This is a genomic window from Roseitalea porphyridii (assembly GCF_004331955.1).
Lineage (GTDB): Bacteria > Pseudomonadota > Alphaproteobacteria > Rhizobiales > Rhizobiaceae > Roseitalea > Roseitalea porphyridii.
In genome coordinates, this window is record NZ_CP036532.1 from 1,187,976 (window position 1) to 1,211,933 (window position 23,958).

A 23,958-nucleotide genomic window follows, 5' to 3' on the forward strand; every position below is an offset into this window, starting at 1 on the left:
TTTTTTGTATTCTGACGCGAGTGCGAAGAATGGGTACACAATCGCTGTGCACCTCCTCCAACCGGGAAATCTGTACCTTTGAGTGCCTCCGGTTTGCCGCCAACATGCGGCTGATCTCACGCAAGAAGTCGCGTGTACGACTTCCGACACCAATTTGTATGTGTTGAGAGAGCCGGTTTATGGCTCAAAGATGGATGTACTTCGGCTTGAGCAGCACGATGTTATATTGGTCAAGAACTTTCGGCCAATCCTCCCAGAGGGCCTCGAACTCAGCGTCGGCACTGCCTTGGCTCTTGAGAGCCTTCCTTAGGATGTTGCGATCGGGTTTCGGCAGTTCCGAAAGGCCCCGATTGATACCGCGAAGTCGCAAACTGTCTTCGATCTGCTGCTTGTAAGGGCTGGGCGGAAGACAATCGAGAATGCTGACGTGCCATGCTCGAATGCCGCAAAAAGGGTTCTTGAGCGCAATCAGATCAGCACCGAACACGGCCGGATATAGCCGTCTCTCCAGCCGCAAAAGTGGTTTCTTCTTCGGTGGCTTTTGCTTGTCATACACCACAACCCTAGAACGGTTTGAGGCACCAAAATACTGGGTCTCGGGATAAGAATTGCGATCACCGTATACGCCATGCTTTTGCTTACGGCTTGAGCCAAAGAGCAGCTCAGACAACTGGCGGCCTGGCATGTCAATGGCCAAATCCAAGCGCGTGATCTTTCCTTTCCAGACAAATGTCTGCCATTCGAAGTTGGTTGAGCTCGCAATGAAAGCTTCCAATTCAATCCAGTCGTGAGGCTCGAAGTTGCTAGGATTGAGCTCAAGCCGATAGGTCGGAACACCAGGGGCTTTTGGCCCAGCCTGGAAAAATGCTTTTGCTACCGATGTCTTTCCCTTGAGAGGAGAGTGATTGCTCAGCAGGCCCAACGGAAAATCGAGCTTTACATCAATGACATAGCGGCTTCCCGGTCGGACCTTTATTCCTGAGAGTTCCTCAATGAAATTGGTGTGCATGAGGTGCTTGATACTGGCTTGGGCAAACTCGTGGTTAGGTTCATTTGTGCATATGGTGATCCGGTCGATCTTAATCTCTGATTGTAGGATCGTTTGGTTGAGCTGGAAGGACATGGTTTTTGCTCTTATTGAGGCTTTAAGACGAAAAGTTCGAAACAGCGGTCGCAGAGGCCCTCGACTGGACGCCAGCGGTTGGCGCCAATTCAAATGATCGATCAGGCATTTTCGGTCGGTGCTTTGCAGTCGTTCTCGAGCCAATCGTCCAACTCACTGCGGACGTACAGCACGACGCGGGAGCCAAATTTGCGATACGGCGGCCCGTCGCCGCGCATTCGCATTTTTGCAAGTACGGAATTGGAAACGCCCAGATAGCGGGCCGCTTCTTTGGCGCGAAGATATCTCTGATTATCGGTCATAGACGGTCCTCCTAATTTTGGGTGAGGACAGTCTGACTTGGTGCGACGGTGGGAAAAGAGGTGAATTAACTGTGAATTCGCCCCTTGACTATTTCTAGTTTTTCTGAGAGTGCCAGCTGGCGAACGCGGTCGGAAGGGTAGAACTTCTCTTGCAGAGGCTGCTTCTTGATAGCCGTACTCATGCCTCGCACGGACTTCTTTATGCTGCTTGCGACCGCATAATCATACTTGCGCTCCGCCAGCATCTCGGCTGCCCGCTCAAAGCGGTCGTCATCTTTAAAACCCTCCTGCATGGCCACGCGTACGGCGACCCACCTCAACAGCTCTAACTCGGATTGCTCATCTTTATTAGGTCGCGGAACGAGCTGAGAAAAAGACCGATTGCCAAAACTGCTCGAAGCGTCCTTTAGACCCGGCGCAATCCATTGGTGCTTTTTGAAATCGATGCCCGCGTCGGCAATCTGATCGAGCGCACCACGTTCCAACTGGCCTATCCAAAAGGCTGCAGCATCAAACAGCGCGGCGATCACGCCAATCTTGTAGAACTGATGATATGCGTCTAGGCGCGTGAACGGATTGACGTTGTAGGATACCAAGAGGCCGAAATGCCCATAGGCTAATGACGGGTGTCGTTCTTCTTTCCTCAGCATGAAGCCAAGATGGCTTCACTCAGTTGAAATTGCGTAACTGGCCCAGTTCATCATGGCACGTCGTCGTTGATCCAGCAGATCAGACCTTGCATAGGCGCGCTCCGTCGCATCGCCTCGCTGATGAGCTAGTGCCTGTTCCGCAACTTCCCAGGGTACATTGCCGGCTTCGGAACACCAATCGCGGAAAGTGGATCGAAACCCATGCGTGGTGATGTTCACGTAGCCCATGCGGTTGAGCAGCTGACTGAACGCCATGTCCGATTGCGGCTTGCTGGTGTGGGGAGATGGGAATATCAGCCTATCATGTAGCCCTTCGCAGCATCTCAAGACCATGATGGCCTCGTCGGACAACGGAACGCGATGCTGCCTGCCCATTTTCATACGGTCGGCAGGAACGGTCCAGAGCCGCTGTTCGACATCGATCTCGGACCATTCAGCAAACCGAACTTCACCGGATCGCGCGGCCGTCAGGATTGCAAACCGCAGCGCATACGCTGAAACGCTCGTCTGCGCGGCCAACACGGCGTAGAAAACAGGCAGTTGCCGCCAAGGCAACGCCGGAAAGTGCCGCACTTGCCGTCGGCGTTTGGGGAGAACGTGCGCCACGCCTTGGACCGGATTGGCATCCTTACGAAGCCCTTTGACGATGGACCATTCAAACACGACGTTCATACGTTGACGGACGCGGTTGGAGGTTTCGGGCTTGCTTAGCCAGATCGGCAGGAGGATTTCGATGATGTGATCGCTCGTCACATCGGCAACATGACATTTGCCGATCACTGGAAACGCATATGAGCGCAGCGTGTTGATCCATTGATCGGCGTGTTTCGGGTTACGCCAACTCGGACGGTTGTGGCGCCAAACCTCATCAGCCACCTTTTCGAATGTGTGTTCGCTATCGTCGCGCTTGCGCTGGTCAATTGGATCATCACCGGCGCGGATGGTCTTCTTGATCTCAAGGGCTTTAATCCGTGCATCGGCGAGCGTGACCGCGTCAGCCGGGCCGATACCGATATCTCTACGCTTATGGCCAGCGGCGGTGTATCGGACGATCCACTGCTTTGATCCGCCCGAACGAACGTGAAGGTAGAGCCCGTTGCCGTCCGAGTAGCGACCGGGCCGGGTCAACTCGCCAACCTGCTTTACCGTCAGTCCGTTGCGTTTGGGTCCTTGCCCCACAGTTTGTCCCACGAATTCCATTCCAAGACTGGAGCAAACGGTAGGCTTTGGTGTTCTTTGGGGTCAATTAAAAGAGCGATTTCAGAATGTTAAAGTGGCATGATCCATGGTAAAGAAACGCCTGTGGATATCCTTCCTCTCCGCCAGCCAGTCCCAGGTCCATTCCGGACACATGGGTTACAGTTTATTGCCGAGACATAGGTAACACATTTTGTCCGAAGGGGTCTTTGATCGGTTCCAGTCGGCAGGTGTCCTCGTCAAAGTATCCCAGATCGTAGCTCATGAAGCTGGCGAGCCAGAGGCGGTCTTCGACCTGACGGATGCCGACCTTCTGTCCTGCAAAGACTGTCGACAGGTTGACCTTTTTGCGCCTGACGCAGATGCGGCCGCAGCTGGTGGCGGTGACAGTCTTGTCGTGGAAGGGGTAGTCGATCTCCGGCAGCCCGCGATAGGGCCGCGTGTTTTCTTCGTAGCGCTCGGCGGGGGTCGCCATGCCGAGGCCCTGATGCGGACGTTCGGTGTTGTAGTACTCGATGAAGTCATCGAAACGGCCCTGCTGCTGCAGGACGTTCTCGCCTGCGGGCTTGGTGGCGTTGTCAAAGGAAACGGCGTTGATCGGGCGAGGGCGGTCTCGTAGCGTTGGGGTATGAGCAAGGCCAACCCGTTTCGCTACTTCAAGACATCACCAGAGATCATCCGCCTGGCGGTCATGATGTATGTGCGCTTCCCGCTGTCGCTGCGCAATGTCGAGGACCTGCTGCACGAGCGCGGCATCGATGTCAGCCATGAGACGGTGCGCTACTGGTGGAACCGGTTCGGGCCGATGTTTGCCGGAGAGATCCGCAAGCGCCGGATTGAAGCGATGCGCTCAAGCCGCTGCCGCTGGCATCTGGACGAGATGTTCGTGAAGGTGAATGGCGAGACTTGCTATCTGTGGCGTGCCGTTGACCACGAAGGCGAAGTGCTGGACGCGGTCGTTACGAAGACGCGTGATCGCAAAGCAGCACTGAAATTGCTGCGAAAACTCCTCAAACGCCATGGCAAGCCCGCGGCCATCGTCACCGACAAGCTGAAGTCCTATGGCGCGGCGATGCGGGAGCTGGGTATCGACGAAAGCCGTCATGAAACAAGCGGCCGCTGGATCAACAACCGGGCCGAGAACAGCCATCTACCGTTACGAAGACGAGAACGGGCGATGCTCCGGTTCCGGCAAATGCGAAGTCTGCAGAAGTTCGCCGCCATCCACGGCTCGGTTTATAACCACCCCCGGGTCAAGCCCGAGGGCGTGCTTCAATCAGGAACGCCACCTCTACAGCCGATCAAACTTCAAGCAAAACCGCACCGCCGCTCTTGCCGAGTGGCGTCAGCTTCTGGCGGCATAGGGCAGGGCACGTCCGGCAATCGGAGACTGGTTCGAGTTGGTCTGACAGCTCCATCGCGCCTGAACGTCCCGCGCCCGCGCGCGAGGAGTTCGCGGCGCTGGACGATGAGCCGGACGACGACGCGCAGCGGGCGAAGCAACTCCGGGACCGGTTCCGGGGCGTGGCGCGTCAGGCCTCGCTCGATCCTGAAGACGGGATCGAGCTTTGAGAGGGCCTAGATTTTGAGAGAACCTAGATGAAGAAGGATCGCCTCAACGTCTATTTCGATCCCACACTGGCGGCCGAGCTGGAAAGTCTCGCGGCGCGCCGAAAGGTGTCCAAGTCGCAGATCGTCGAAGCCGCGCTCGCCTCCTACCTCTCGCCCGACGGCGCCGATCAGCGCGAAGCCGCCATCGTCCGCCGGCTCGACCGGCTCACCCGCGCCATCGAACGCCTGGAACGCGACGTCACGATCTCCACTGAAGCTGTGGCGCTCTTCGTCAAGTTCTGGCTCACAACCACGCCGCCGCTGCCCGATGCGATGCGCGATGCCGCCCAGGCGAAGGGCCGTGAACGCTATGAGGGCTTCGTCGAGGCGCTCGGCCGGCGACTCGCCAAAGGCAGCACGCTGACGAAGGAGGTATCCCACGAGGCAGCTCCCAACCATGAATCAAAGAGCCCGACAAATGGGGCTTAGCTTCCTGCGCTCCGCCATGCGGCGCTAATGACCAAAAGGGTCATTGCTCAACTTTTTCAAGCACGCCCTTTCATGTTGCGATCGACTGATGCAGCGCGATGCGGTTGCCCTCGCTGTCCTCGATTTCGGCGACGAAGCCCTGATCGCCGATATCCTTTTTGGAATAGAGCACCTGCGCGCCGTTTTCCGCCGCCAGGGTCAGTGCCCTGTCGATGTCGGCAACCGAGAGATAGACGATCGCGCCGGCCTTTGACGGCTCATAGACATCGCCCTTGACCAGCGCGCCGCTTGCGCCGGGCTTGCCCTCGGCATGCGGGAAGAGCGCCATCTCGTAGCCGTCGATCGTCGCCCGTTCGAGTTCGAAACCGAAGACGGCACTGTAGAAGGCGATCGCCCGGTCGAGGTCGTTTGCCGGTATCTCGATGTATGAAACGGGATTGGCGGTCATGGGCGGATGTTCAAAGTTGCGTCTCCGGTTCGCAGTGCAGCCTACCGACCGGGTGTTGGAAACCGGCGATGGCGAAAGCGCGGGGTTACAAGACGAGTTGGGTCTGAACCGACAGCGCGATCGCACGTTTGGCCTCGTCCTCGATGGTCGTCTGCCACACCGAAACGCGCCTGCCCACCGAAACCGGCAACGCCGTACCGACGAGTCGCGTACCGCTCGCGGCGCGCCCCAGAAAATTCGTCTTGCTCTCGATGGTGATCGTGCCGGCCGCCCTCTCCGGCCGATTGAGATGGGCGCCGATCGCGGCGAGACAGTCGGCGAAGGCCATCAGCGTGCCGCCATGGGCGCTCTCGCCGATGGTGCACAGTTCCGCTCTGACCGTGACCGCACCGACCACCTTTTCCGGCGTCGCCTCGGTCACCTCGAGCCCGATAAGTCGGGCGAACGGCATCGCACGGGCGAAGTCCGCCTCGGCGAAGTTCGTCATCGCGAAGTCCGGCATGGCAACCTCCGATCCGCTGTTGTCACGCCCAGTCGGCCCGAACGAGGTACTGGAATCAATAACGTCAGGCGTTATGATGCTGCCGAAAGACACGCGCCCGTCTGTCGGGTGGCGGAGGCCAGATCCTTGAAGGCATTCGGACAGACATTGAAGGCCTGGCGAAGCCGGCGGCGGATGAGCCAGATGGCGCTGGCGCTCGCCGCCGACGTCTCGACGCGGCACATCTCCTACCTCGAAACCTCAAAGGCGGCGCCGAGCCGCGACATGGCGCTGCGCCTTGCCGAGGCGCTGAACGTGCCGGCTCATGCCCGCAATGACTGGCTGACGGCGGCGGGCTTCGCGCCGATCTATGAAAGCCGGCCGCTCGACAGCGCCGAACTTGCACCGTTCATGGAGGCCGTTACCCGCCTGCTGGATCGGCACGATCCCTATCCGGGCTGGGCGCTCGATCCGGACTGGCGGATCGTGCTGTGCAATCGCGTCGGCGAAACGCTGCTGCGCCGCGTCGGCATCGCGCCGGGCGACAGCCTCGTTGCCGCCCTGGTTGACGACCCGACGCTCGGCGGCGCCCTTCTCAACTGGCGGGAGGCGACATTGACCCTGTCCCAACGGCTCGGCGCCGAGGCAAGACGGCGCAACGATGCCGAGACGGCGAAGGCGGCGGAGACGCTCGCCGCGCTCAGCGGCCAGAGCCCGCTTGCCGCGCCGGCGTCGGCCGCCGTCACCACGAGGCTCGGTATCAACGGGCGGGTGATCGAGCTCGTCTCGATCCAGGCGGCCTTCAACACCGCGAACGATCTGACGCTCGCGGATCTGCGAACGGAACTGTTCTTTCCCGTCGGCGCCGACAGCGAACGCAATCTTGCCGAGACGTTTCCGCCGTAAGCCTTTAGCCCGATCAGGCGGCGCGCTTTTGCGCCTCGAAATAGTGGTTCTCGCCCTCGTCGACATGTTCGGCGATCACGTCCAGTCCCGCCTCGTCGAGAACGCGGATGTATTCCTCCGCCCCAAGCGACGACGACCGCCGGCCGGTCAGCACATCGTCCCAGGCGCAGGCCTGGCGCGGCGCAGTGAACAGGAACCGCCCCCCGGGCTTCAGCGCCCCGGCGACCTGTCCGATCAGGTCGCGCTGGGCGGTATCGGGCAAAAGGAACATCAGGCCGATCGCGACGGCGCCGTCGAAGCGGCGACCGAAGAACCGGCTGCGTTCGGCCGGCTCGCATGCCACCTCGACATCGGGGAAACGCCGCCGGAACGCAGCGACCAGCGCCGGCGAGGCATCGAGGGCGGATACGGTCAGGCCGGCGTCGAGCAGAGCGGCGGTGACCGGCTCGCCCGAACCGCAGCCGATATCGACAACCGTTCCAACGGCCGGAAGCGACGCCGCCCATTGGCGGACGATCGCGACGCCGGTGGTCGTGCGCGATCGCGCCGCCACGAACGCATCGGCGACCGCTTCATAGCCGTTGGACGTGTCGTCGATCATCAGGTCTTTCCAATGCCGAGAGCCGCGGCAAGCACCGTTCGGTGACTTTGCATTCGACGAGCAGGTAAAACGCCCACCTTGGCCGAACAATAACCTTCGACGTTATTGTCCTTCGGGCGGCTCCCTTGCCAAGTGGCGGCAGATGATTTGGCCAAGCCGACGGAGAACAGCCGCCATGGTCCGCTTTCGCAAGACGACGCCGATCCTGCTTGCCGAGGACGTCAAGGCGTGCGCCGAATTCTGGACAGCGCTCGGGCTTCAGGTGCCCGTGACCGTGCCCGAAGGCGACGGCATTGGCTTTGCCATCATCGCCGGCGACGGCGTCGAGCTGATGTACCAGTCGTTTTCGTCGGCGCGCGCGCAAAGGCCCGAAGCGGTCGACCGCGTCGACCGCTCCGTCGTCTTCCTCGAGGTGACCTCGCTCGACGCGGTGCTCGCCGCGCTGCCTCAGACCGAGACCGTCGTGCCCGATCACGTCACCGACTATGGGGCGCGCGAAATCTATGTGCGCGATCCGGCCGGCAACCTGATCGGCTTTTCGCAGTTCGGCTGGCAGGAGTGAGGCAGGAGACCGGCGCCGCGACACGGTCTCGCCCTCATGATCGGCGCATCTGCGCCCGACGATCCGATCCGAAACCATTCGACGAGAAACAAGCATGAGAATCCTGCGTGTCCTGCTGGCGATATTCGTCGCCATCGCTCTGGGGCTCTATCTCAACAACGCGTCCTGGCTGGCGCCTGCCCCCGAGGGCGAACCGAAGCTCTATGCCCATCGCGGCGTGCATCAGCCCTATGAGCGGGCCGGACTGACCAACGACACCTGCACGGCCGAGCGCATGCTGCCGCCCGCCCACGACTATCTGGAGAACACGATTGCCAGCATGGAGGCCGCCTTCGCCTACGGCGCCGACCGTATTGAGATGGACATCTACCGGACCGCGGACGGCGACTGGGCCGTCTTCCACGATTACGGCCTTGCCTGCCGGACCGACGGAGAGGGCCGCATCCGCGACCACACCATGGCTACGCTCAGGACGCTCGATATCGGCCATGGCTATACCGCCGATGGCGGGCAGACCTATCCGTTCCGGGGACGCTTCGTCGGCGCGATGCCGTCGCTGGCCGACGTGCTGACCCGTTTCCCGGACGAGGCCTTCGAACTGCATGCGAAGGGCGCCACTGCCGAGGAGGCCGACGCGCTCTGGGCCTATTTGCGGGAGATCGGGAACGTGAATGTCTCGCGCCTGACGGTCTTCGCGCTTCCGGCCTTCGACGCGCGTTGGAACGAACTCGACAACGGCGTGCCGGTGATCGGCAAGCACCGGGCGGCAGCGTGCGTCCGATCATACCTGCTCACCGGATGGACCGGGCGCCTGCCGGCCGCCTGCAATATGGGGATCGTCGTTCCGCAGGACATCGCCTGGCTGTTCTGGGGCTGGCCGGACCGGCTGCAGCAGCGCTTTGCCGACACGCCCGGCGGCGTCATGCTGATCGGCCCGGCGCTCAAGGAGAACGGCTCACGCGCCATCGACAGCCTCGAGGAACTGGCGCGCGTGCCCGACAGCTTTGCCGGCTGGATCTACACCAACCGCATCGAACTGATCGGCCCGGCCATCGAGGCGCGTTCGGATGGTCGATCAACAAGTGCAGCGATGCGGTGATCCCGACAGACGTTTCAATGCGAAACACCTTCCTGCTCCGCTTACACATCACGAAACACGGCTCTTTTTGAAGAGGTTTGAGCACTCGATCCCTTCGTTTGAATGCTTTGCGGTGCGGGCATAAGAACCGTCACAGGAGTTCTTGCTGGGCAAAAAGGTGAACCATGTTTGAGACATTGCTGATTGTGGCCATCGGCTTTGCCGGCGGCATCGCCGTCGGGACACAGGCGCCCATTGCCGGCGCGATGGGCCACCGCATCGGCGGCGCGGCCGGCAGCCTGATCGTTCATCTGGGCGGCGCGGTGGCCTCGCTCGCGCTGCTGATCGCCCGCGGCGGCGAAGGCATTCGTGAGTGGCGCAGCCTGCCCTGGTACATGCTCGGCAGCGGCGTGTTCGGGCTGATCCTTTACCTGTCGCTGAGCCAGACCATACCGAGGCTCGGCGCCACCACGGCGATCACGCTGGTCGTCGTCGGCCAGCTCGTCGCCGGCATGATCATCGACCATTTCGGTCTGTTCGACGTGCAGGTCCGGAGCGTCGACCTGCAAAGGGTCCTGGCGACCCTGCTGCTGCTCGTCGGTGCCTATCTGATGTTGCGATGAGACGTCATGAAGACCTCCATGCATGATCCGGGCGGATCGTAGGCTTTCTGTCACCGTTCATTTTTCAGCGCGAAACGGCGAAGCTGATCTCTCCGGCCACCGGGGCATTTCGCGCCAGTTCATGCTGATAGAGCGCCATCCGGGCATGCCGACCCCGATCCGGACCGAACAGGTCGAAAAGCAGGTCGGAAGCGCCGTCGAGCACCGCCGGCGCATCCCGAAAGCCGGGAGCGGCATTGACATAGCCCACGAGCCTTACGGGCCGCTCGATGTGTCGGAGATCGCCCAGAACAGTCTTGGCAAGGGCCAGGTGGTTGAGCATCATCTGACGCGCCGAAGCATAGCCGTCCTCGATGGTGAGTTCGGCGCCCAGCTTTCCGGGCATGTCGATGATATCTTGCCCGTCGTCGCTTCTGACTGTGCCGTATGTGCCCGACAGATAGAGCAGCCCGGCATGCACGACGCCTGGTGCGAAACGGCCGATCGGCATTGGCGGCACCGGCAGGCGCAGACCGTTCTGCGCAAGCCTTTCCTCGAGTGTGCCGGGGTCGAACATCTGCCCGTTCTCCTTCACGCCGCACCGAGCGCCCGGTGAACGATCGCCCCCATGCCGCGAAGGCGCTCGACCGGCTCGTTGGAAAACACGAAACGAATGTACTGGTCACCGTGGTCGACGCCCCAGCCGGCCATCGCGGTCGCGGCGATGCCATGCTCCATCAGGCGCGCAGATGCCGTTGCACCGGTATGGCCGAAGTCGGTCACCCGCATGAGCAGGGACCAGCCGCCCGCAGGCACGCCGACCGGCATGCCGTCCAACTCTTCCAACAGGACATCGCGGCGACGCTGCAGTTCGGAGACATAGGCCGGCAGGGTCTCGACGGACCGTTCCAGCGCCAGCGCGGCCGCGTCCTGGGCGATGCCAACGGGCACGACGACATTCGCCAGGTTGACGGCGATCAGGTCCTCCATCAGCGGCTCGGGCGCCACGATCCACCCCACCCGCCAGCCGATCATGCGCAGTTCCTTGGACGCACTGCCGACGGTGATCGTGCGCTCGGCCATGCCGGGCAATCCCGCCGCATGCAGCACCGGCCTACCATCAAACACCAGCCGTTCCATTGCCGCATCGACGATGAGCAGCAGATCTTTGGCGACGCACAGCTCCGCGACGAGCGCCCAGTCGTCAGCGTCCAGCCAGCCGCCCGACGGCATGGACGGGGACGTCAGAAGCATCGCCCGGCTCTCCGGGCCGACCGCCTCGCGCAGTGCCTGCCGGTCCAGGCGCCACGCGCCACCCGGCGTGAAGATGAAGGGAACAAAGCGCGGCACGCCGCCGGCCAGGTGGACCCGGTTGATCAGACCCGCATAGGTCGGGTCGGTGACGACCACTTCGTCGCCCGTGTCGACCGTGGCCAGAAGCACGTTGAGAACGCCGGACAGCCCGCCCGCGCAGATCAGGCAGTTGCGATCCCCATCGTAGCGGACGCCCGACAGGGCGGAGACATGGTCGGCCGCTACGCTGCGAAGTCGCGTCTGACCGATGAAGGGCAGATAGCTGTTGTCCTCATCGCGATCGACGGCTTCCCTGGTACGGGCAAGTGCGACTGGATCGACGGGTATATCGACATCGAGGTTCTCCAGCCGCAACAGATCGGCCGAGGAGGCGTCGGCGACGCGCCCAACGGCATCGACGCCGATACCGGCTATGTGAGCAAGTCGTGCGGGCCGCCTGCGGGCCATGACCGTTTCCTTCCATGTCTCTGCGCCGCTCGGCCAGTTTCGGCGGGCACTACAACAGTGTATCCTTCTTGAGTAAATTGGATACAAATTGACAGTTTGTGTCAAGGTCGCCATAGGAGACCGATGAGCACATCACCGTCATCCCGGATGTTGTTGGAACGCCAGCGCGGCGCGCAGGCCGGCGAGATCGCGGCAAGGCTGCGCGACGAGATCGTCTCGGGCGCGATCGAGGGCGGCGCGCGGCTCGGTCAGGACGCGCTCGCCGCGCGGTTCAGCGTCAGCCGCATGCCGGTGCGCGAGGCGTTGCGCCTTCTGGAAGCGCAGGGGCTGGTCGATGTGCCGCCGAACCGTTCGGCCATCGTGGCGCGGTTGAGCCGCGACGATCTTGTCGACATTTTCGACATGCGCGCGTGCGCCGAACCGCTGGCGCTCGGGCTTGCCCTGCCGCACCTGACCAACGCACAGATCGACCGCGCCGCCGAAATCCAGCGCGAGATCGAGAACGCGCCGCTCGACCGGTTCGGCGACCTCAATGCCGAATTCCACCGGACGCTGCATGCGCCCTGCGGCCGGCCGCGCCTTCTGGCCCATATCGAGAGCCTGAACGCGCTCGCCGACCGCTATCTGCGGCTCGCCATCGGCACGATGGACCATCAGGGCCCGTCCGATGACGAACACCACGCGTTGCTGGAGGCCTGCCGCGCCCGCGACGAGGCCAGTGCCCGCGCCGTCCTGACAGCGCATATCATGCGGGCGCGCGACGCGCTCGCGGCGGCTTTCGACGAGCGGGCGCATGAGCCCGACCGAGAGGACGCGTCCTTGTGATGGATTTGGAAGACCGGGAGCCGCGCGCCCTGTTCCGACCCCTCACGCTGCCCTGCGGCGCGGTTCTGAAGACCCGCATCGCCAAGGCGGCGATGTCGGATTCGCTGGGCGACGGGCGCGGCGCGCCGACGAACGCGCAGATGCGCCTTTACGAACGCTGGGCCGAAGGCGGCGCGGCGCTGTCGATCGTCGGCGAGGTGCAGGGCGATCCGCGCTTCGCCGAAAAGCCGGGCAATCTCGTGCTGGCCCCGGAGATGGACGAAGCCCGCTTTGCCGAACTCGCCCGGCGCGGCGGCGCCAATGGGTGCGCCTTGTTCGCTCAGCTCGGCCATGCCGGCGCCATGGCGCATCCGCCGATCTCCACCCCGAAGGGGCCCTCGGCGCTCGACCTGCCGGGCCTGACCTGCGAAGCCCTGACGCCGGCCGAGATCGAGGCGTTGCCGGCCGGCTTCGCCCGCACCGCCGCGATGGCGCAAAGGCTCGGCTTCGCCGGCGTGCAGGTCCATGCCGCGCACGGTTTTCTCTTCAGCCAGTTCCTGTCGCCGCTGTTCAACCGGCGTACGGACCGCTGGGGCGGGTCCCTCGCCAATCGCATGCGCGTGCTTGCCGAGACCATCGCCGCGGTGCGTGCGGCGGTGGGTCCCACCTTTCCGGTCGCGCTCAAACTCAACGCCACCGACCAGCTCGACGGCGGGCTGACCGAGGCCGAGGCGCTCGACATCATCGCCGCGCTCGACGGCGCCGGCCTCGATCTGATCGATATCAGTGGCGGCACCTATTTCCCCGGCGCGGCCTCCGCCTCGGATCGGCGCCAGAGCGGTCCCTATTTCGTCGATTTCGCAAGGCGGGCACGGGCCAGGACAACCGTGCCGCTGATGGTCACCGGCGGCTTCAAGCGGCGGACCGAGGCCATCGCAGCCGTGACGAGCGGGACGACTGACATGGTCGGGCTTGCCCGGGCGCTGGTGCTCGATCCGGACCTGCCGAACCGGTGGCGCATGGTGGAGGGCGACGATCCGGCCTTTCCGCGTTTCGCGTCGAGCCCCGACGGCGGCGTCACCGCCTGGTACACGATGCGGCTGACGGCGCTTGGCGAGGATCGCGTGCCGGACGACACGCTCGACGCGCATGCGGCGCTCGCCGCCTACGAGGCGCGCGATGCGAATCGGGTGGCGAGCTGGAACGCACGGTTTGCCGGGTAAGGTGACGTGCGCGCCGCTCTGCGTCACCGGGCGAACACGATCACGTCAAGCTTCGCGCCCAGTCATGCAGCCGCCTGACCGGCGCGGCGCCCCGGTCGGCGCGGCGCGTCACCAGATGATAGGTGGCGTTTCCCGGCGCGGTCCGGCGGGCCAGCACGCGCAGCCCCGGCCGGCCGCCGACATTGCAGGCGCGCACGCTGGCAATGCCATGGCCGAGTTCGGCGGCCCGCAGGCTCGCCGCATCGTCGCTCACGCGCGGTCCCCACGCGACGGCCTCAGGCGAGACGGTCAGTGCCTCAAGCCAGACCGGCCACTCCTCGAGGCCCGGCTGACAGATCAGCGGCTGGCTGCGCAGCAATGCGGCCGGGTTGTCGGTGGTCCGCGCGGTCGAAGCGACCAGCGCGATCTCCGAGGGCACCAGCGGCGTCGCCATCAGATCGGCGGCGAACGATGCGCCGTAGCGGATGGCGATGTCGGACGCCGTCCAGCCGCGCGTCTCCTCGAAGGGCGTGGCCGCCGTGACGAGGTCGACCGCGAAAGGCGCGGCCAGCGTCCGGATCGCCTCCAGCCGTGGCATCAGCCAGGCATCGGCGAAGGCGGGCGTGGCATGCAGGCGCAGCACACGGTCGCGCCCTTTCGGCGCCAGTGCGTCCTCGATCGCGCCAAGATGCGGGTGCACCTGTTCGTAAAGGGCGAGGCCGTCGCTCGTCGGCACGAGCTTGCGGCCGCGCCGCGTCACCAGCGTACGACCGAGATGGACCTCGAGTGCCGCAATGCGCTGGCTGACCGCGCCGGGCGTCACGTTCAGCCGCTCGGCGGCCTCGGCCGCGCTCGCGCCGCGGGCGATCTCCGCGAAGGTTCTGAGCGCGTCGAAGGGCAGGCGTGAGGTCATGAAAACAGTTTAGCATGGCTAAACCCGGCGTCGAGTGATCTCGCTTGTCCGGCGGACGATCCGGCCCGAAATGGCCGCCATGACCGATCCGCGCACGCCGCTCACCTTGTCCTCGGCCCTCCTGCTTGTCGTCGTCTTCGCCGCCTTCGGCGCGCAGCAGACGGCCGTCAAGCTCGCCGTCGCCGATATCGGCCCGATCATGCAGGCGGCATTGCGCTCGGCCGGCGGCGCGGCGCTGCTCGCCCTCTGGTTCGTCCTGCGCCGCACCAACCCGTTCGCCGCGCCTCTTGCGCTGTCCGTGCTGCTCGGCGTCCTGTTCGCCGTCGATTTCGGCCTTCTTTATGTCGGCATCGCGCTGACCTCGGCGAGCCATGCGACGGTGCTCTATTACACCGCGCCGATGATGATCGCGCTCGCGGCCATGACAGCCATTGCCGACGAGCCCTTCGACGCCGGCAAGATCGCCGGCATCGCCATCGCCTTTGCGGGTGTGGCCATTGTCGCGCTGATCCGACCGTCCGGCGGAACGGGCGGGGCGACGCTTGCCGGCGATCTTCTGTGCCTTGGCGCGGCGGCGGCCTGGGCGCTGACCGTGCTCACCATCCGTGCAACCCGCCTTAAGTCCGTCGACGCCTCGGTCGTGCTGTTCCATCAACTGTTCTGGTCGGTGCCGCTGCTGGCGGCGACGGCTTTTGTCCGGGGCGATGCGACCCTCCGCTGGAGCGCCACGGCGCTCGGCTCGCTTGCCTTCCAGACCGTTGCCGTGGCCTTTATCGGCTATCTGGTCTTCTTCCGGCTGATCCAGCTTCATCCGGCCTCGCAGGTCTCGGCGATGAGCTTCCTGGCGCCGCTCTTCGGCGTGCTCAGCGCCTGGGCCGTACTTGGCGAGAGACTGACGCCGGGCTTTGCCGCCGGCGCCGGGGCCATCCTGGTCGGGCTTTGTCTGACGAACCGGTCCCGACGGGGCCTTTCGTGAGCGCGGCCGCGTCGTCGGTGAGCCCCATACGGCGGCGCTTCGAGATCCCGCGCCGATCGCGGCCAGGGTTTTGGCGCTCGCCAGCAGAAAACCGGGGAAGAAAGAAGGAACCCCGCCGTCGAGACTCAAGCGGTACCATTGTCAGAAGGCCAGATTCCAATTAGTTGTGTGATACAACTGAATGGACGCTTCCATGCCTACAGACGCCGCAACCATCGCGCATATCCGGGATGCCTCGCGTCGGCTGGTGCGCGAACTGGGCTTCATGCAGGCAACGCTCGCCGGCACCGACCTGTCGCCATCGGCTGTGCACGCGATCATCGAGATCGGGCTCGGCGCAGTGTCAGCGCGCGCGATCTCGTAGCCGCTTTGCGGCTTGAGAAATCGACGGTCAGCCGGCTGGTGGGGGCGCTCGCCGCTGACGGCTATCTGAGCGAAACGCGCAATCCGGACGATACGCGCCGCAAGCGCTTGACGCTGACTGACAAGGGCCGGCGGGCCTACAGAGCCATCAATGATTTTGCCGACGATCAGGTTAAAGGCGCCCTCGACAGGCTCGACGGGCTGAGTGCGCCCGATCTGGCCCGCGCGCTCGACGGCTATGCCAGGGCACTCGATGATAAACCACAAGAACAGCCCGTGACTGAAATCGTCGAGGGCTACGTGCCCGGACTGATCGGACAGGCGGTTGCCATGCACGCGGCCTACTACAGCCGCGCGGCCGGGTTCGGTGCATCCTTCGAGGCAACGGTCGCCGGCGACATGGCCGCTTTCGTGCCGCGACTGGGTCGGTACGGCAACGCCATCTGGTGCGCAAGCAGCGATGGCGCGATCGTCGGCACCATCGCCATCGACGGCCAGGATCTCGAACCGGGCGTTGCGCATCTGCGCTGGTTCATCGTCGCCGAAGGCCTGCGCGGGGCGGGCATCGGCCGCGCGTTGATGCAGGCCGCCATGGGGTTCGTCGACGCCAACGGTTTCGCCGAGACCCGGCTCTGGACCTTTCCGGCTTGAAGGCGGCCCGCGCGCTTTATGAGCGCGCCGGCTTTCGGCTCGTCGAGGAGAAGCCGGGCCGGCAATGGGGCGAACAGGTGCGCGAGCAGCAATTCGTACGCCCCCACCCTGATCGCGTGTCCAACAATCAGGATCGCTAGTTCCACCCCGAACGAGAATTGGTTTCTCTAGTTCTATGATCGCGTTCACGACGCGCCCGACGGCAATCGGACGACAAGCGGAGCGGCTCCATGCAGATCGATCTTACAGGCAGAATAGCGGTCGTGACTGGCTCGACGAAGGGCATCGGCCTTGCCGCCGGCGCTGATGCTGCTGACGGTCGCCCTGTTCCATCTGCCGGCATCGGTCCCGGCGGAGCGGTCGTGGCTTCTGCTCCATATCGGGCTCGCGCCGACGGGATTTGCCGTCGTCTTCTTTGTTGGCATGAAGCGGGCGGGCGCGACCGTCGCCAGCATCCCCGCGCTGACCGAAGCGCTGACGGCAACGCTTCTGGCCTGGCTGGTGTTCGATGAGCGCCTCGGCGCGCTCGGCCTGATCGGCGCGGCCCTGCTCGTCGGCGCCATGGTGCTGCTGACGCGGAGCACGCGCGCGCCACGCTGACGGTGTGGTCAGAACCGGACCTGCCGCGATCACCGATTGCATGGCTTACGCTGCGCCCTGTCGGCCAGCTGCGCAGCGAGAACCTCAGTCGTGATGATGCCGCTTCGCCTGCGCGACCAGCCAATCGCGCACGCGCCGCACCGGTCGCGACACTTGCCGCGTGTCCGGCACCAGCATGAAGTAGCGCTCGCGGCTGGTCAGGGCCGGCCCGGGTAGCCGGACGAGCGCGCCCGCACGCAGCGCCTCGTCGCAGATGACATTGTCGCCGATGGCGAGGCCGGCGCCCCGCATCGCCGCATCGATGCACAGATGCGAGCGGTTGAAGTACAGATGGCCGGCCGCATCGTCGAGCGACAGGCCGAGCGCATCGAAACAGCGCCGCCACCAGTAGATGCCGCGCTCGTGGATCAGCCGGTGCGCCAGGAAGAAGGCCGGATCCTCCGGCGGCGAGCCTCTTTCGATCAGCGCCGGTGCTGCGACCGGAAAACCCTCGAAATCGAGGAACGGCTCGGTGCGGAAGCCTGTGCACTGCGCCGCGCCCCAGGTCAGCGCCAGATCGGCGTCGCCAAGGACGGCGCGCGGTGGATCGGGCCGCACGCGAATGTCGAGATGAACGTCGAGATCATCGAGCGCCGCGTCGGTCAGAAGCGGCATCAGCCATCGCGTGGCGAGATCGGATTCAACGTCAAGAACCACCGTGCGCCGGCCGACACCGCGCCTGAGGCGCCCGGTGTCGATCTCGAGTGCCGAAAGGGAATCGGCGACGGTGCGGGCAAAGAGGCTGCCCTCGCCGGTCAGCACCACATGGCGGGCATGGCGCTCGAACAGCGCCACGCCCAGCTCGGTCTCCAGATTGCGCACGTGGCGGCTGACGGCGGCATGGCTGACGCCAAGCTCGTCGGCGGCGCGGGCGAAGCTGCCTTGGCGGGCGGCGGCGTCGAAGGCGCGCAGGGCATTCAGATTGGGCAGTTTGCGCATGCAGTGAGCGTAACCAAAACGCACGCTGGGGCAAGAATTGATCGTTTGAGCCACACGCTAGTCTTCGCTTGTCTGCGCGCGAACGATCGGAGCGCAGCCATGAACGCATCCACCTTGCAAGCCGGCCGGGTCATCGCCGCGCTGATCGTCGGCGTGCTGATCTATGGCCTTGCCATGGGCACCACCTATCCGCTGCTCGGCGTGGTGCTGTCGGCTGAGGTCTCGGACGCGCTCAACGGTCTCAATGCCGCCGCTACCGGGCTCGGCCTGATCGTCGGCGTTCTCGTTATGCCGCAGGTGGCGCGGCGCGCCGGCGCCGGCACCACGGCGCTGATCGGCGTCGGCGTGATGGCGGCGTCGCTGGTCGTGCTGGCTCTCGCGCGCGATTTCTGGCTGGTCTTCATCGCCCGCATGGCGCTGGGGGTCGGCGCCAACCTTCTCTTCATCGTCGCCGAGACCGCGCTCAACACCTTCGCCGATCCGGCGCGACGCGGCCGGGTGATGGGGCTTTACAGCACCGCCGTGGCGGTGGGATTCGTCCTCGGCCCGGCCGTTGTCGCGGCGCTGCCCAACCGTCCGCTGCCGATCCTTGCCGCCTGCGCCATTGTCACCGTGCTGGCCGCGCTGCCGCTTTTGCGCGCGCGGCGGCCGGTCGATACGGCCGTGCGGCCCGCCTCGGCGCGCGCCGTGCTTCCGGCCATCATCGGCTATCCGTCCGCATTCGTCTTCGTCTTCATCGGCTCGTGCATCGATGCGGTGGCGATCAGCCTTCTGCCGGTGATCTCGCGCGGCCAGGGCTTTTCGCTGCAGGAGGGCGCGCTGTTCGTCACCGTCTTCCATATCGGCCTGCTCGCCGGCCAGCCGCTGATCGGCCACGCGCTCGACCGGATCGGCCGGCGCCGCACCGTGCTCGCCTGCGGGGGGATCTCGCTGGTCTGCACGCTCGCCATCGTGGGCGGGAGTTCGCTGGGCTTCTGGCCGGTCGCCGCGCTGATGCTGGTCTGGGGCGGCGCCAATTACGGCCTCTATACGGGCGGGCTGGCGCTGATCGGCGACCGGTTCGCGGGCGAAGCGCTGACCGCGGCGACGATCGCCTTTGCCGCCGTCTATGCCATCGCCTCGACCATTGCCCCGGCGCTCGCCGGCGGCGCCACGGCGCTTCTCGGCGCGACCGGCTTCTATGCCTTGGCGGCCAGCATCTACCTTGGGGCGACGCTCATCGGCGCGGTCGCCTTCCGGCCGGCCGAACCGACCCTTGAAGGCCGTGGCGCCCGCCGCCCGCAACGCTAAAGGCCCGCCTGATCGCCGTGCTCATCGCCTCAAGGGCATCGCCACCGGTCGAAGGCGCCCGGCGCAACACCAGAAAGGAGGGATGGCTGAAATCAAGGTCCGGCACCGGGCCGAGCGCGTCCGTGCCGTTGCCCCGATCGAGCAGGCCCGCGGCGATGCCCGCCTCGACCGCCGCGCGCACGCCCAGCGCGCTCTCGCTCGTGAACACGATCCGATAGGACTGCCCCGCGCTCTCAAGCCCCGCCAGCGCCACATCGCGCCACCAGCAGTCGCGATCAAACAGCGCCACGGGCAGTGTGCCCTCGGTTGCAAGATCGCGGTCGGTACGCGCCATCCAGACAAGGTCATCGCGCCGCAGCACCACATCGCGCGGCGCCGGCTCGGGCACCGCGAACACCGCCAGATCGAGCGCGCCCGCGCCAAGGGCCGCGTCATAGCCGGCCCCCAGCGCGCAATGGACATCCAGCTGCACCTCGGGATGACGTGCCGCAAAGTCGGCGACGATCCCCGTCAGCACGGCGCGGTCCTGATCGTCGGGCAGGCCGATGCGCAATCGGCCGCGAAGGCTTTCGCCGCGCAGTTCGGTGAGGACCGCATCGAGCGACTGCGTCACCCGCCGTGCCACCGGGACGAGCCGTTCGCCGGCATCGGTCGGCCGCACGCCGCGGCCGTGCCGTGCAAACAGCCGCTGGCCGACGATCCCCTCCAGTTGCTTGATCTGCAGGCTTGTCGCCGACTGCGACCGGCCGATGCGTGCCGCTCCGGCGGTGACGCTGCCGGTCTCGGCGACGGCGAGAAAGGTGCGCAGCAGGTCGCTGTCCAGTTGCGGCATGGATATTGGCATTTCCGATGACTGAGTTTGAAACTACGCGTTTCTCAAATGGCTGTCCACCCGCCACAGTGGCGCCGGAACGCAATCGGGAAACGCCATGTCCATCGCCGACACCATCCGCGCGACACGACCGACGGTCCGCCATGTCTATGGCGCGCTGGCGGTGATCCTCGTCGCCCTGATTGCCTGGCAGCCCGTGCTTGCCCGCGACACGGTGATCTTCGCCGTGACCGGTCTCATCGACGTGACGCCGATCGTCATCCCCGGCGTCCTGCTCGCCGCCTGGATGATGGCGAGCGGGGCCAGCGACCGGGTCGCCCGCCTGTTCGAGGGGCGAACGGTCCACACGGTCGTGTCGGCCACGGTGATCGGCGCATTGCTGCCGGTCTGCGGCATCACCGTGCTGCCGCTGATGGCCGGGCTTCTGGCCGCCGGTGTGCCGCTGGCGCCGGTGATGGCGTTCTGGCTCGCCTCGCCGATCACCGGGCCGGCCATGCTCGCGGCGACCATCGCCACGCTCGGCTGGCAGTTCGCGATCGGCAAGGCGCTGGCGGCGATCGGGCTCGGCCTGCTGGGCGGGTTGGCGACGTCGCTGTTTGCCGGGCGCGGTTGGGCGAAGGCGCCGCTGCGGTCGAACCGGCTGGTCGCCTCGCTGGGAGCCCCGTGCGGCGCGTCCGGAAACGAGCCGGCATTCGAGCCGCGCCTCTGGCGAAGCGCCGAGCGGCGACGGCGCTTTGTTCGGCAGTGCTGGTCGATCGGCCGGCTGATCGTCATCGTTCTGGTGCCCGCCTTCGCCGCCGAGTTCCTGCTCAATGCCTGGCTCGCCCCGGACGCGCTGAGCGCCTATGTCGGCCGCGACAACCCGATGGCCGTGCCGCTGGCCGTCATCGTCGGCGGGCCGGCCTACATCGACGGCTATGCCGCGCTGCCGCTGACGCGGGCCCTGCTCGAAGCGGGCATGTCGCCGGGCGCCGCGATGGCGTTCCTGGTCTCGGGCGGCGTCGCCAGCGTCTGGGGCGCGATGGCGATCGTGCCCGTGCTGCGCCTCCAGCCGTTCCTTCTCTATCTGGCGCTGGCAGCCGTCGGATCGATGCTGTCGGGCTGGGCGTTCGGGCTGGCAAGCTGACCGGCTCCCCGGGCCGGCTCGCTGGCTCGGCCTGCATGGGCGTTGCAGTGGCCCCTCATGCCATGGTCGCGCGCCCGCTCATGCCCGTCTCCGCACGCGCGCCTTCAGGCACACCATCATCGCCGCGAAGACGATGACGGCGCAGATGAACGCGGTCGGCGTGATCGTCTCGCCGAGAAAGAGCGCCGGCCAGACAAGCGCCGCCAGCGGCAACAGGAGATTGATCTGCCCGATGCGGGCGATGCCGCCGGCCGCCAGGCCGCGATACCAGAAGATCGCCGCAAGGAACATGCTGACGACGCCGAGATAGGCCATCGACACCCAGCTCCATGGCGCCACCGAGGCAAGGTCCACGCCGCGCAGCGACCAGACGAGCGGGCCGGCGGCAAACGGCGTCAGGAACAGCATCGCCCAACACAGCGTCGTGGTGCCGCCGAGCTCGGTCGAGACGCGCCCGCCTTCCACATAGGCCAGGCCGAGGCAGAGGAGCGCGAGAAGAAGCCAGCCGTCGGCCACACTGAACGCGCCGCCACCGGCGTCGTAGGCGTAGGTGAGAACCGCCGCCAAACCGATTGCGCAGGCCAGCCAGAAGACCGGCGGCGGGCGTTCGCCGGCGCGAAAGACGGCGATGATGGCGGTCGCCGCCGGCGCGAGGCCGGTGACGACGGCGCCATGCACCGCCGGAACCGATTGCAGCGCAACCGCCAGAAAGAACGGATAGCCCACCGCGAGCCCGAGCCCCATGACAGCGATGGCGACAAGGTGCCTTCGTTCCGGCAGCGCGGTTCTGCCCGTGAGAACGAGCGTGACGCCACCGAGAAGGCCGGCGACCACGATGCGCGCGCAGGTAATCGCGAGCGGCGAGAAATCCGCGACCGCGACGCGGGTCGCGGCCAAGGTGCCGCTGAAACCGAGCATGCCGACAAACCCGAAGAGGACGCCGACGGTCCAGGGCGCGGGTCGCGCACTCATCTCACGGCCGGCCGGTGAAGGGCGATGCCGGCCATGACGAACGCGACCCCGACCAGATCGCGCGAGCCCGGAAGCTGGGCCAGCACGATGGCACCGATCGCGGTCGCCGTCGCCGGCAGGAGCGCCAGAAGCAAGGCGAAGGAGGCGCGCGGCAGCCGCGCCATGGCGAGCTGGTCGCACACGTAGGGGATGACGGAAGACGCCAGCCCGACGCCGATTCCCGCCAGCACGATCAGCGGCATGCCGAAAACGCGCGCCGCCTCCAGAAAGCCGATGGGCATGAGAAGGACGAAGGCGATCGCCATGGCCGCGCCGAGCCGCTCGACGCCGCCGCCCGCGCCCGCTTCGGCAGCTCTATGGCCGAGGACGATGTAACCGGCAAAGAGCGCGGCGTTCAGCGCCGCCCAGAACAGGCCGAGCGGGTCCGACGCCCAGGCGACGTCGATCAGCAGGACGACGCCGAACGCGGCGAGACCCAGCGCCAGAAGGTTCCGCCCGGTTCTGAGGCCATGGAGCGCGACGATGAGCGTTCCGAGAAACTCCATCGCCGCGACGTGGCTTATGGGCAGCCGGTCGAGCGCAAGATAGAAGGCGGTGTTCATCGCAGTGAGACAGACGCCGAGACCCAGGAGCAGGAGCCGCGTGCGTCCGTCCGCCTCGCGCAGGGTCCGCCACGGCCGGGTCAGGGGCGCAAGGACAAGCGCCGCCGTCGCGATCCGGAACCAGGCGATGCCGAGCACGCCGACGGCGGGGAACAAAAGCACGGCGAAAGCGGGACCGAGATAGCGCGAGGTTGCGCCGACAATGAACCATCCATGCGGCGGCACCGCATTGGCGGCGCGGTCGAGCCCGGGGAACGGCGCGCGTGCGGAGGCGGTGGGCGGCACATTCATGCCTGAAATCATGAAGGGCCTTACGGCCTTTTCATATGCTCGAACGGCGTTATCCTGGGCCTTGATCGCAGCAATCGAAGGCCAACCCCATGAAACGCCTTGGATACCAAAACGGCGCACTCGACGCGGCTGACCGGAAGATCCTGACCCTGCTTGTCGAAAACGCCCGCACGACCACCGCCGAACTGGCGCGCGCTGTGGGGCTGTCCGCGCCGAGCGTCGCCGAGCGCGTCCGTCGCCTCGAGGAAGCCGGCGTGATCGGCGGCTATACGGCCGAGATCGCGCCGGAGGCCATCGGCCTGCCGGTCTCGGTCTGGCTGCGCATCCGCCCCGTTCCGGGTCAGCTGGAAAAGGTCGTCGAGATCATCCGGAGCATCGCGGAAATCACCGAGTGCGACCGGGTGACGGGCGAGGACTGCTTCCTCGCCCGCGCGCATCTGGCCTCCGTCGCCGAGATGGAGCGGATCATCGACCGGATCATTCCCCACGCGATGACCAACACCTCGGTCATCCAGTCCTCGCCGGTGAAGCGCCGCCTTCCGCCTTTGCCGGGCGCGTCGACCCGATGACGGCCAGGCGAGAGGCTCGGCGGTTCGTTGGGTGGACA

The 23,958-nt window shown here is 65.5% G+C and carries 30 protein-coding genes and 2 pseudogenes; 16 read left to right on the plus strand and 16 right to left on the minus strand.

Annotated elements, in window-relative coordinates:
• Window positions 1–184: 184 nt before the first annotated feature.
• The 6 genes and pseudogenes from E0E05_RS05755 to E0E05_RS17885 form a co-directional block, all read right to left on the minus strand.
• On the minus strand, window positions 185–1,123 hold the full coding sequence (locus tag E0E05_RS05755) for a hypothetical protein (RefSeq protein WP_131615847.1): 939 nt from the start codon (window positions 1,121–1,123) through the stop codon (window positions 185–187).
• A gap of 101 nt (window positions 1,124–1,224) precedes the next feature.
• Window positions 1,225–1,425: a helix-turn-helix transcriptional regulator gene (locus E0E05_RS05760; RefSeq protein WP_131615848.1), complete on the minus strand. Its 201-nt coding sequence runs from the start codon at window positions 1,423–1,425 to the stop codon at window positions 1,225–1,227.
• 65 nt (window positions 1,426–1,490) lie between these two features.
• Entirely contained in the window at window positions 1,491–2,075 is a 585-nt protein-coding gene (locus E0E05_RS05765) for a hypothetical protein (protein ID WP_131615849.1), read from the minus strand.
• 15 nt (window positions 2,076–2,090) lie between these two features.
• Window positions 2,091–3,275, minus strand: a complete 1,185-nt coding sequence (locus E0E05_RS05770) for a tyrosine-type recombinase/integrase (RefSeq protein ID WP_131615850.1) — start codon at window positions 3,273–3,275, stop codon at window positions 2,091–2,093.
• A gap of 163 nt (window positions 3,276–3,438) precedes the next feature.
• Window positions 3,439–3,747, minus strand: coding sequence for a transposase (locus E0E05_RS05775; RefSeq protein WP_244597964.1), 309 nt, complete (start codon window positions 3,745–3,747; stop codon window positions 3,439–3,441).
• A gap of 33 nt (window positions 3,748–3,780) precedes the next feature.
• Window positions 3,781–3,870: pseudogene (locus E0E05_RS17885) on the minus strand (hypothetical protein); the annotation flags it as partial.
• 30 nt (window positions 3,871–3,900) lie between these two features.
• Between E0E05_RS17885 and E0E05_RS05780 the strand changes: the two are divergent.
• Window positions 3,901–4,636: pseudogene (locus E0E05_RS05780) on the plus strand (IS6 family transposase).
• 235 nt (window positions 4,637–4,871) lie between these two features.
• Window positions 4,872–5,312 (plus strand): ribbon-helix-helix domain-containing protein, encoded by a 441-nt coding sequence (locus E0E05_RS05790; protein ID WP_131615853.1) that lies wholly within the window; start codon window positions 4,872–4,874, stop codon window positions 5,310–5,312.
• Window positions 5,313–5,382: 70 nt separating this feature from the next.
• Here E0E05_RS05790 and E0E05_RS05795 read toward each other — a convergent pair whose 3' ends face one another.
• Together E0E05_RS05795 and E0E05_RS05800 are read right to left on the minus strand one after the other, a co-directional pair.
• Entirely contained in the window at window positions 5,383–5,760 is a 378-nt protein-coding gene (locus E0E05_RS05795; protein WP_131615854.1) for a VOC family protein, read from the minus strand.
• 85 nt (window positions 5,761–5,845) lie between these two features.
• Window positions 5,846–6,262, minus strand: a complete 417-nt coding sequence (locus tag E0E05_RS05800; protein ID WP_244597966.1) for a PaaI family thioesterase — start codon at window positions 6,260–6,262, stop codon at window positions 5,846–5,848.
• Between the two features lie 126 nt (window positions 6,263–6,388).
• On the opposite strand from E0E05_RS05800, the gene E0E05_RS05805 reads away from it, so the two are divergent.
• Complete coding sequence (locus tag E0E05_RS05805; protein WP_131615855.1) at window positions 6,389–7,147, plus strand: MmyB family transcriptional regulator; 759 nt, start codon at window positions 6,389–6,391, stop codon at window positions 7,145–7,147.
• A 13-nt stretch (window positions 7,148–7,160) separates the two neighbouring features.
• Here the strand turns inward: E0E05_RS05805 and E0E05_RS05810 are convergent, their stop codons facing one another.
• Window positions 7,161–7,748: a class I SAM-dependent methyltransferase gene (locus tag E0E05_RS05810; RefSeq protein WP_131615856.1), complete on the minus strand. Its 588-nt coding sequence runs from the start codon at window positions 7,746–7,748 to the stop codon at window positions 7,161–7,163.
• A gap of 175 nt (window positions 7,749–7,923) precedes the next feature.
• Between E0E05_RS05810 and E0E05_RS05815 the strand changes: the two genes are divergently transcribed.
• The 3 genes from E0E05_RS05815 (at window position 7,924) to E0E05_RS05825 (ending at window position 10,011) form a co-directional block, all read left to right on the plus strand.
• A complete protein-coding gene (locus E0E05_RS05815; protein WP_131615857.1) occupies window positions 7,924–8,310 on the plus strand; it encodes a VOC family protein in 387 nt (128 codons plus the stop codon).
• A gap of 94 nt (window positions 8,311–8,404) precedes the next feature.
• Window positions 8,405–9,409 carry a glycerophosphodiester phosphodiesterase family protein gene (locus E0E05_RS05820; RefSeq protein ID WP_131615858.1) on the plus strand — a complete coding sequence of 335 codons (1,005 nt, stop codon included), beginning with the start codon at window positions 8,405–8,407 and terminating at the stop codon, window positions 9,407–9,409.
• Between the two features lie 164 nt (window positions 9,410–9,573).
• Window positions 9,574–10,011 (plus strand): DMT family transporter, encoded by a 438-nt coding sequence (locus E0E05_RS05825; protein ID WP_131615859.1) that lies wholly within the window; start codon window positions 9,574–9,576, stop codon window positions 10,009–10,011.
• A gap of 64 nt (window positions 10,012–10,075) precedes the next feature.
• On the opposite strand, the gene E0E05_RS05830 is transcribed toward E0E05_RS05825, so the two are convergent.
• Window positions 10,076–10,567: a RidA family protein gene (locus E0E05_RS05830; protein WP_131615860.1), complete on the minus strand. Its 492-nt coding sequence runs from the start codon at window positions 10,565–10,567 to the stop codon at window positions 10,076–10,078.
• Window positions 10,568–10,581: 14 nt separating this feature from the next.
• On the minus strand, window positions 10,582–11,751 hold the full coding sequence (locus E0E05_RS05835) for a pyridoxal phosphate-dependent aminotransferase (protein WP_131615861.1): 1,170 nt from the start codon (window positions 11,749–11,751) through the stop codon (window positions 10,582–10,584).
• A gap of 153 nt (window positions 11,752–11,904) precedes the next feature.
• Here E0E05_RS05835 and E0E05_RS05840 point away from each other — a divergent pair, with 153 nt between their 5' ends.
• Window positions 11,905–12,576, plus strand: coding sequence for a GntR family transcriptional regulator (locus E0E05_RS05840; RefSeq protein ID WP_131615862.1), 672 nt, complete (start codon window positions 11,905–11,907; stop codon window positions 12,574–12,576).
• The gene (locus tag E0E05_RS05845) at window positions 12,576–13,778 is read left to right on the plus strand and encodes an NADH:flavin oxidoreductase/NADH oxidase family protein (protein ID WP_131615863.1); all 1,203 of its coding nucleotides are present in this window, start codon (window positions 12,576–12,578) and stop codon (window positions 13,776–13,778) included. The genes E0E05_RS05840 and E0E05_RS05845 overlap by 1 nt, the downstream gene beginning before the upstream one ends.
• 40 nt (window positions 13,779–13,818) lie before the next feature.
• On the opposite strand, the gene E0E05_RS05850 is transcribed toward E0E05_RS05845, so the two are convergent.
• Window positions 13,819–14,670 (minus strand): LysR family transcriptional regulator, encoded by an 852-nt coding sequence (locus tag E0E05_RS05850; protein WP_131615864.1) that lies wholly within the window; start codon window positions 14,668–14,670, stop codon window positions 13,819–13,821.
• Between the two features lie 79 nt (window positions 14,671–14,749).
• Between E0E05_RS05850 and E0E05_RS05855 the strand changes: the two genes are divergently transcribed.
• The 5 genes from E0E05_RS05855 to E0E05_RS05865 all read left to right on the plus strand — a co-directional run bounded on the left by E0E05_RS05855 (window position 14,750) and on the right by E0E05_RS05865 (window position 17,260).
• Complete coding sequence (locus E0E05_RS05855) at window positions 14,750–15,646, plus strand: DMT family transporter (RefSeq protein ID WP_158629283.1); 897 nt, start codon at window positions 14,750–14,752, stop codon at window positions 15,644–15,646.
• A gap of 193 nt (window positions 15,647–15,839) precedes the next feature.
• Window positions 15,840–16,010 (plus strand): hypothetical protein, encoded by a 171-nt coding sequence (locus E0E05_RS17815; RefSeq protein WP_342212198.1) that lies wholly within the window; start codon window positions 15,840–15,842, stop codon window positions 16,008–16,010.
• A gap of 5 nt (window positions 16,011–16,015) precedes the next feature.
• Window positions 16,016–16,660 (plus strand): bifunctional helix-turn-helix transcriptional regulator/GNAT family N-acetyltransferase, encoded by a 645-nt coding sequence (locus tag E0E05_RS05860; protein WP_342212199.1) that lies wholly within the window; start codon window positions 16,016–16,018, stop codon window positions 16,658–16,660.
• Entirely contained in the window at window positions 16,657–16,800 is a 144-nt protein-coding gene (locus tag E0E05_RS17820; protein ID WP_342212200.1) for a hypothetical protein, read from the plus strand. The genes E0E05_RS05860 and E0E05_RS17820 overlap by 4 nt, the downstream gene beginning before the upstream one ends.
• Before the next feature lie 151 nt (window positions 16,801–16,951).
• A complete protein-coding gene (locus tag E0E05_RS05865; protein ID WP_158629284.1) occupies window positions 16,952–17,260 on the plus strand; it encodes a DMT family transporter in 309 nt (102 codons plus the stop codon).
• Between the two features lie 84 nt (window positions 17,261–17,344).
• On the opposite strand, the gene E0E05_RS05870 is transcribed toward E0E05_RS05865, so the two are convergent.
• Window positions 17,345–18,238, minus strand: coding sequence for a LysR family transcriptional regulator (locus E0E05_RS05870; RefSeq protein ID WP_131615867.1), 894 nt, complete (start codon window positions 18,236–18,238; stop codon window positions 17,345–17,347).
• 99 nt (window positions 18,239–18,337) lie between these two features.
• On the opposite strand from E0E05_RS05870, the gene E0E05_RS05875 reads away from it, so the two are divergent.
• Window positions 18,338–19,528: an MFS transporter gene (locus tag E0E05_RS05875; protein ID WP_158629285.1), complete on the plus strand. Its 1,191-nt coding sequence runs from the start codon at window positions 18,338–18,340 to the stop codon at window positions 19,526–19,528.
• On the opposite strand, the gene E0E05_RS05880 is transcribed toward E0E05_RS05875, so the two are convergent.
• Window positions 19,455–20,360, minus strand: a complete 906-nt coding sequence (locus E0E05_RS05880; RefSeq protein ID WP_131615869.1) for a LysR family transcriptional regulator — start codon at window positions 20,358–20,360, stop codon at window positions 19,455–19,457. The two genes, E0E05_RS05875 and E0E05_RS05880, sit on opposite strands and share 74 nt — an antisense overlap.
• Before the next feature lie 97 nt (window positions 20,361–20,457).
• Between E0E05_RS05880 and E0E05_RS05885 the strand changes: the two genes are divergently transcribed.
• Complete coding sequence (locus tag E0E05_RS05885; RefSeq protein ID WP_131615870.1) at window positions 20,458–21,486, plus strand: permease; 1,029 nt, start codon at window positions 20,458–20,460, stop codon at window positions 21,484–21,486.
• A 78-nt stretch (window positions 21,487–21,564) separates the two neighbouring features.
• On the opposite strand, the gene E0E05_RS05890 is transcribed toward E0E05_RS05885, so the two are convergent.
• Window positions 21,565–22,458 (minus strand): DMT family transporter, encoded by an 894-nt coding sequence (locus E0E05_RS05890; protein WP_131615871.1) that lies wholly within the window; start codon window positions 22,456–22,458, stop codon window positions 21,565–21,567.
• Window positions 22,455–23,351, minus strand: a complete 897-nt coding sequence (locus tag E0E05_RS05895) for an EamA family transporter (RefSeq protein WP_131615872.1) — start codon at window positions 23,349–23,351, stop codon at window positions 22,455–22,457. Before E0E05_RS05895 ends, E0E05_RS05890 begins: the two co-directional genes overlap by 4 nt.
• Before the next feature lie 89 nt (window positions 23,352–23,440).
• Here E0E05_RS05895 and E0E05_RS05900 point away from each other — a divergent pair, with 89 nt between their 5' ends.
• Window positions 23,441–23,920, plus strand: coding sequence for an Lrp/AsnC family transcriptional regulator (locus E0E05_RS05900; protein WP_131615873.1), 480 nt, complete (start codon window positions 23,441–23,443; stop codon window positions 23,918–23,920).
• The last annotated feature ends 38 nt before the right edge of the window (window positions 23,921–23,958 follow it).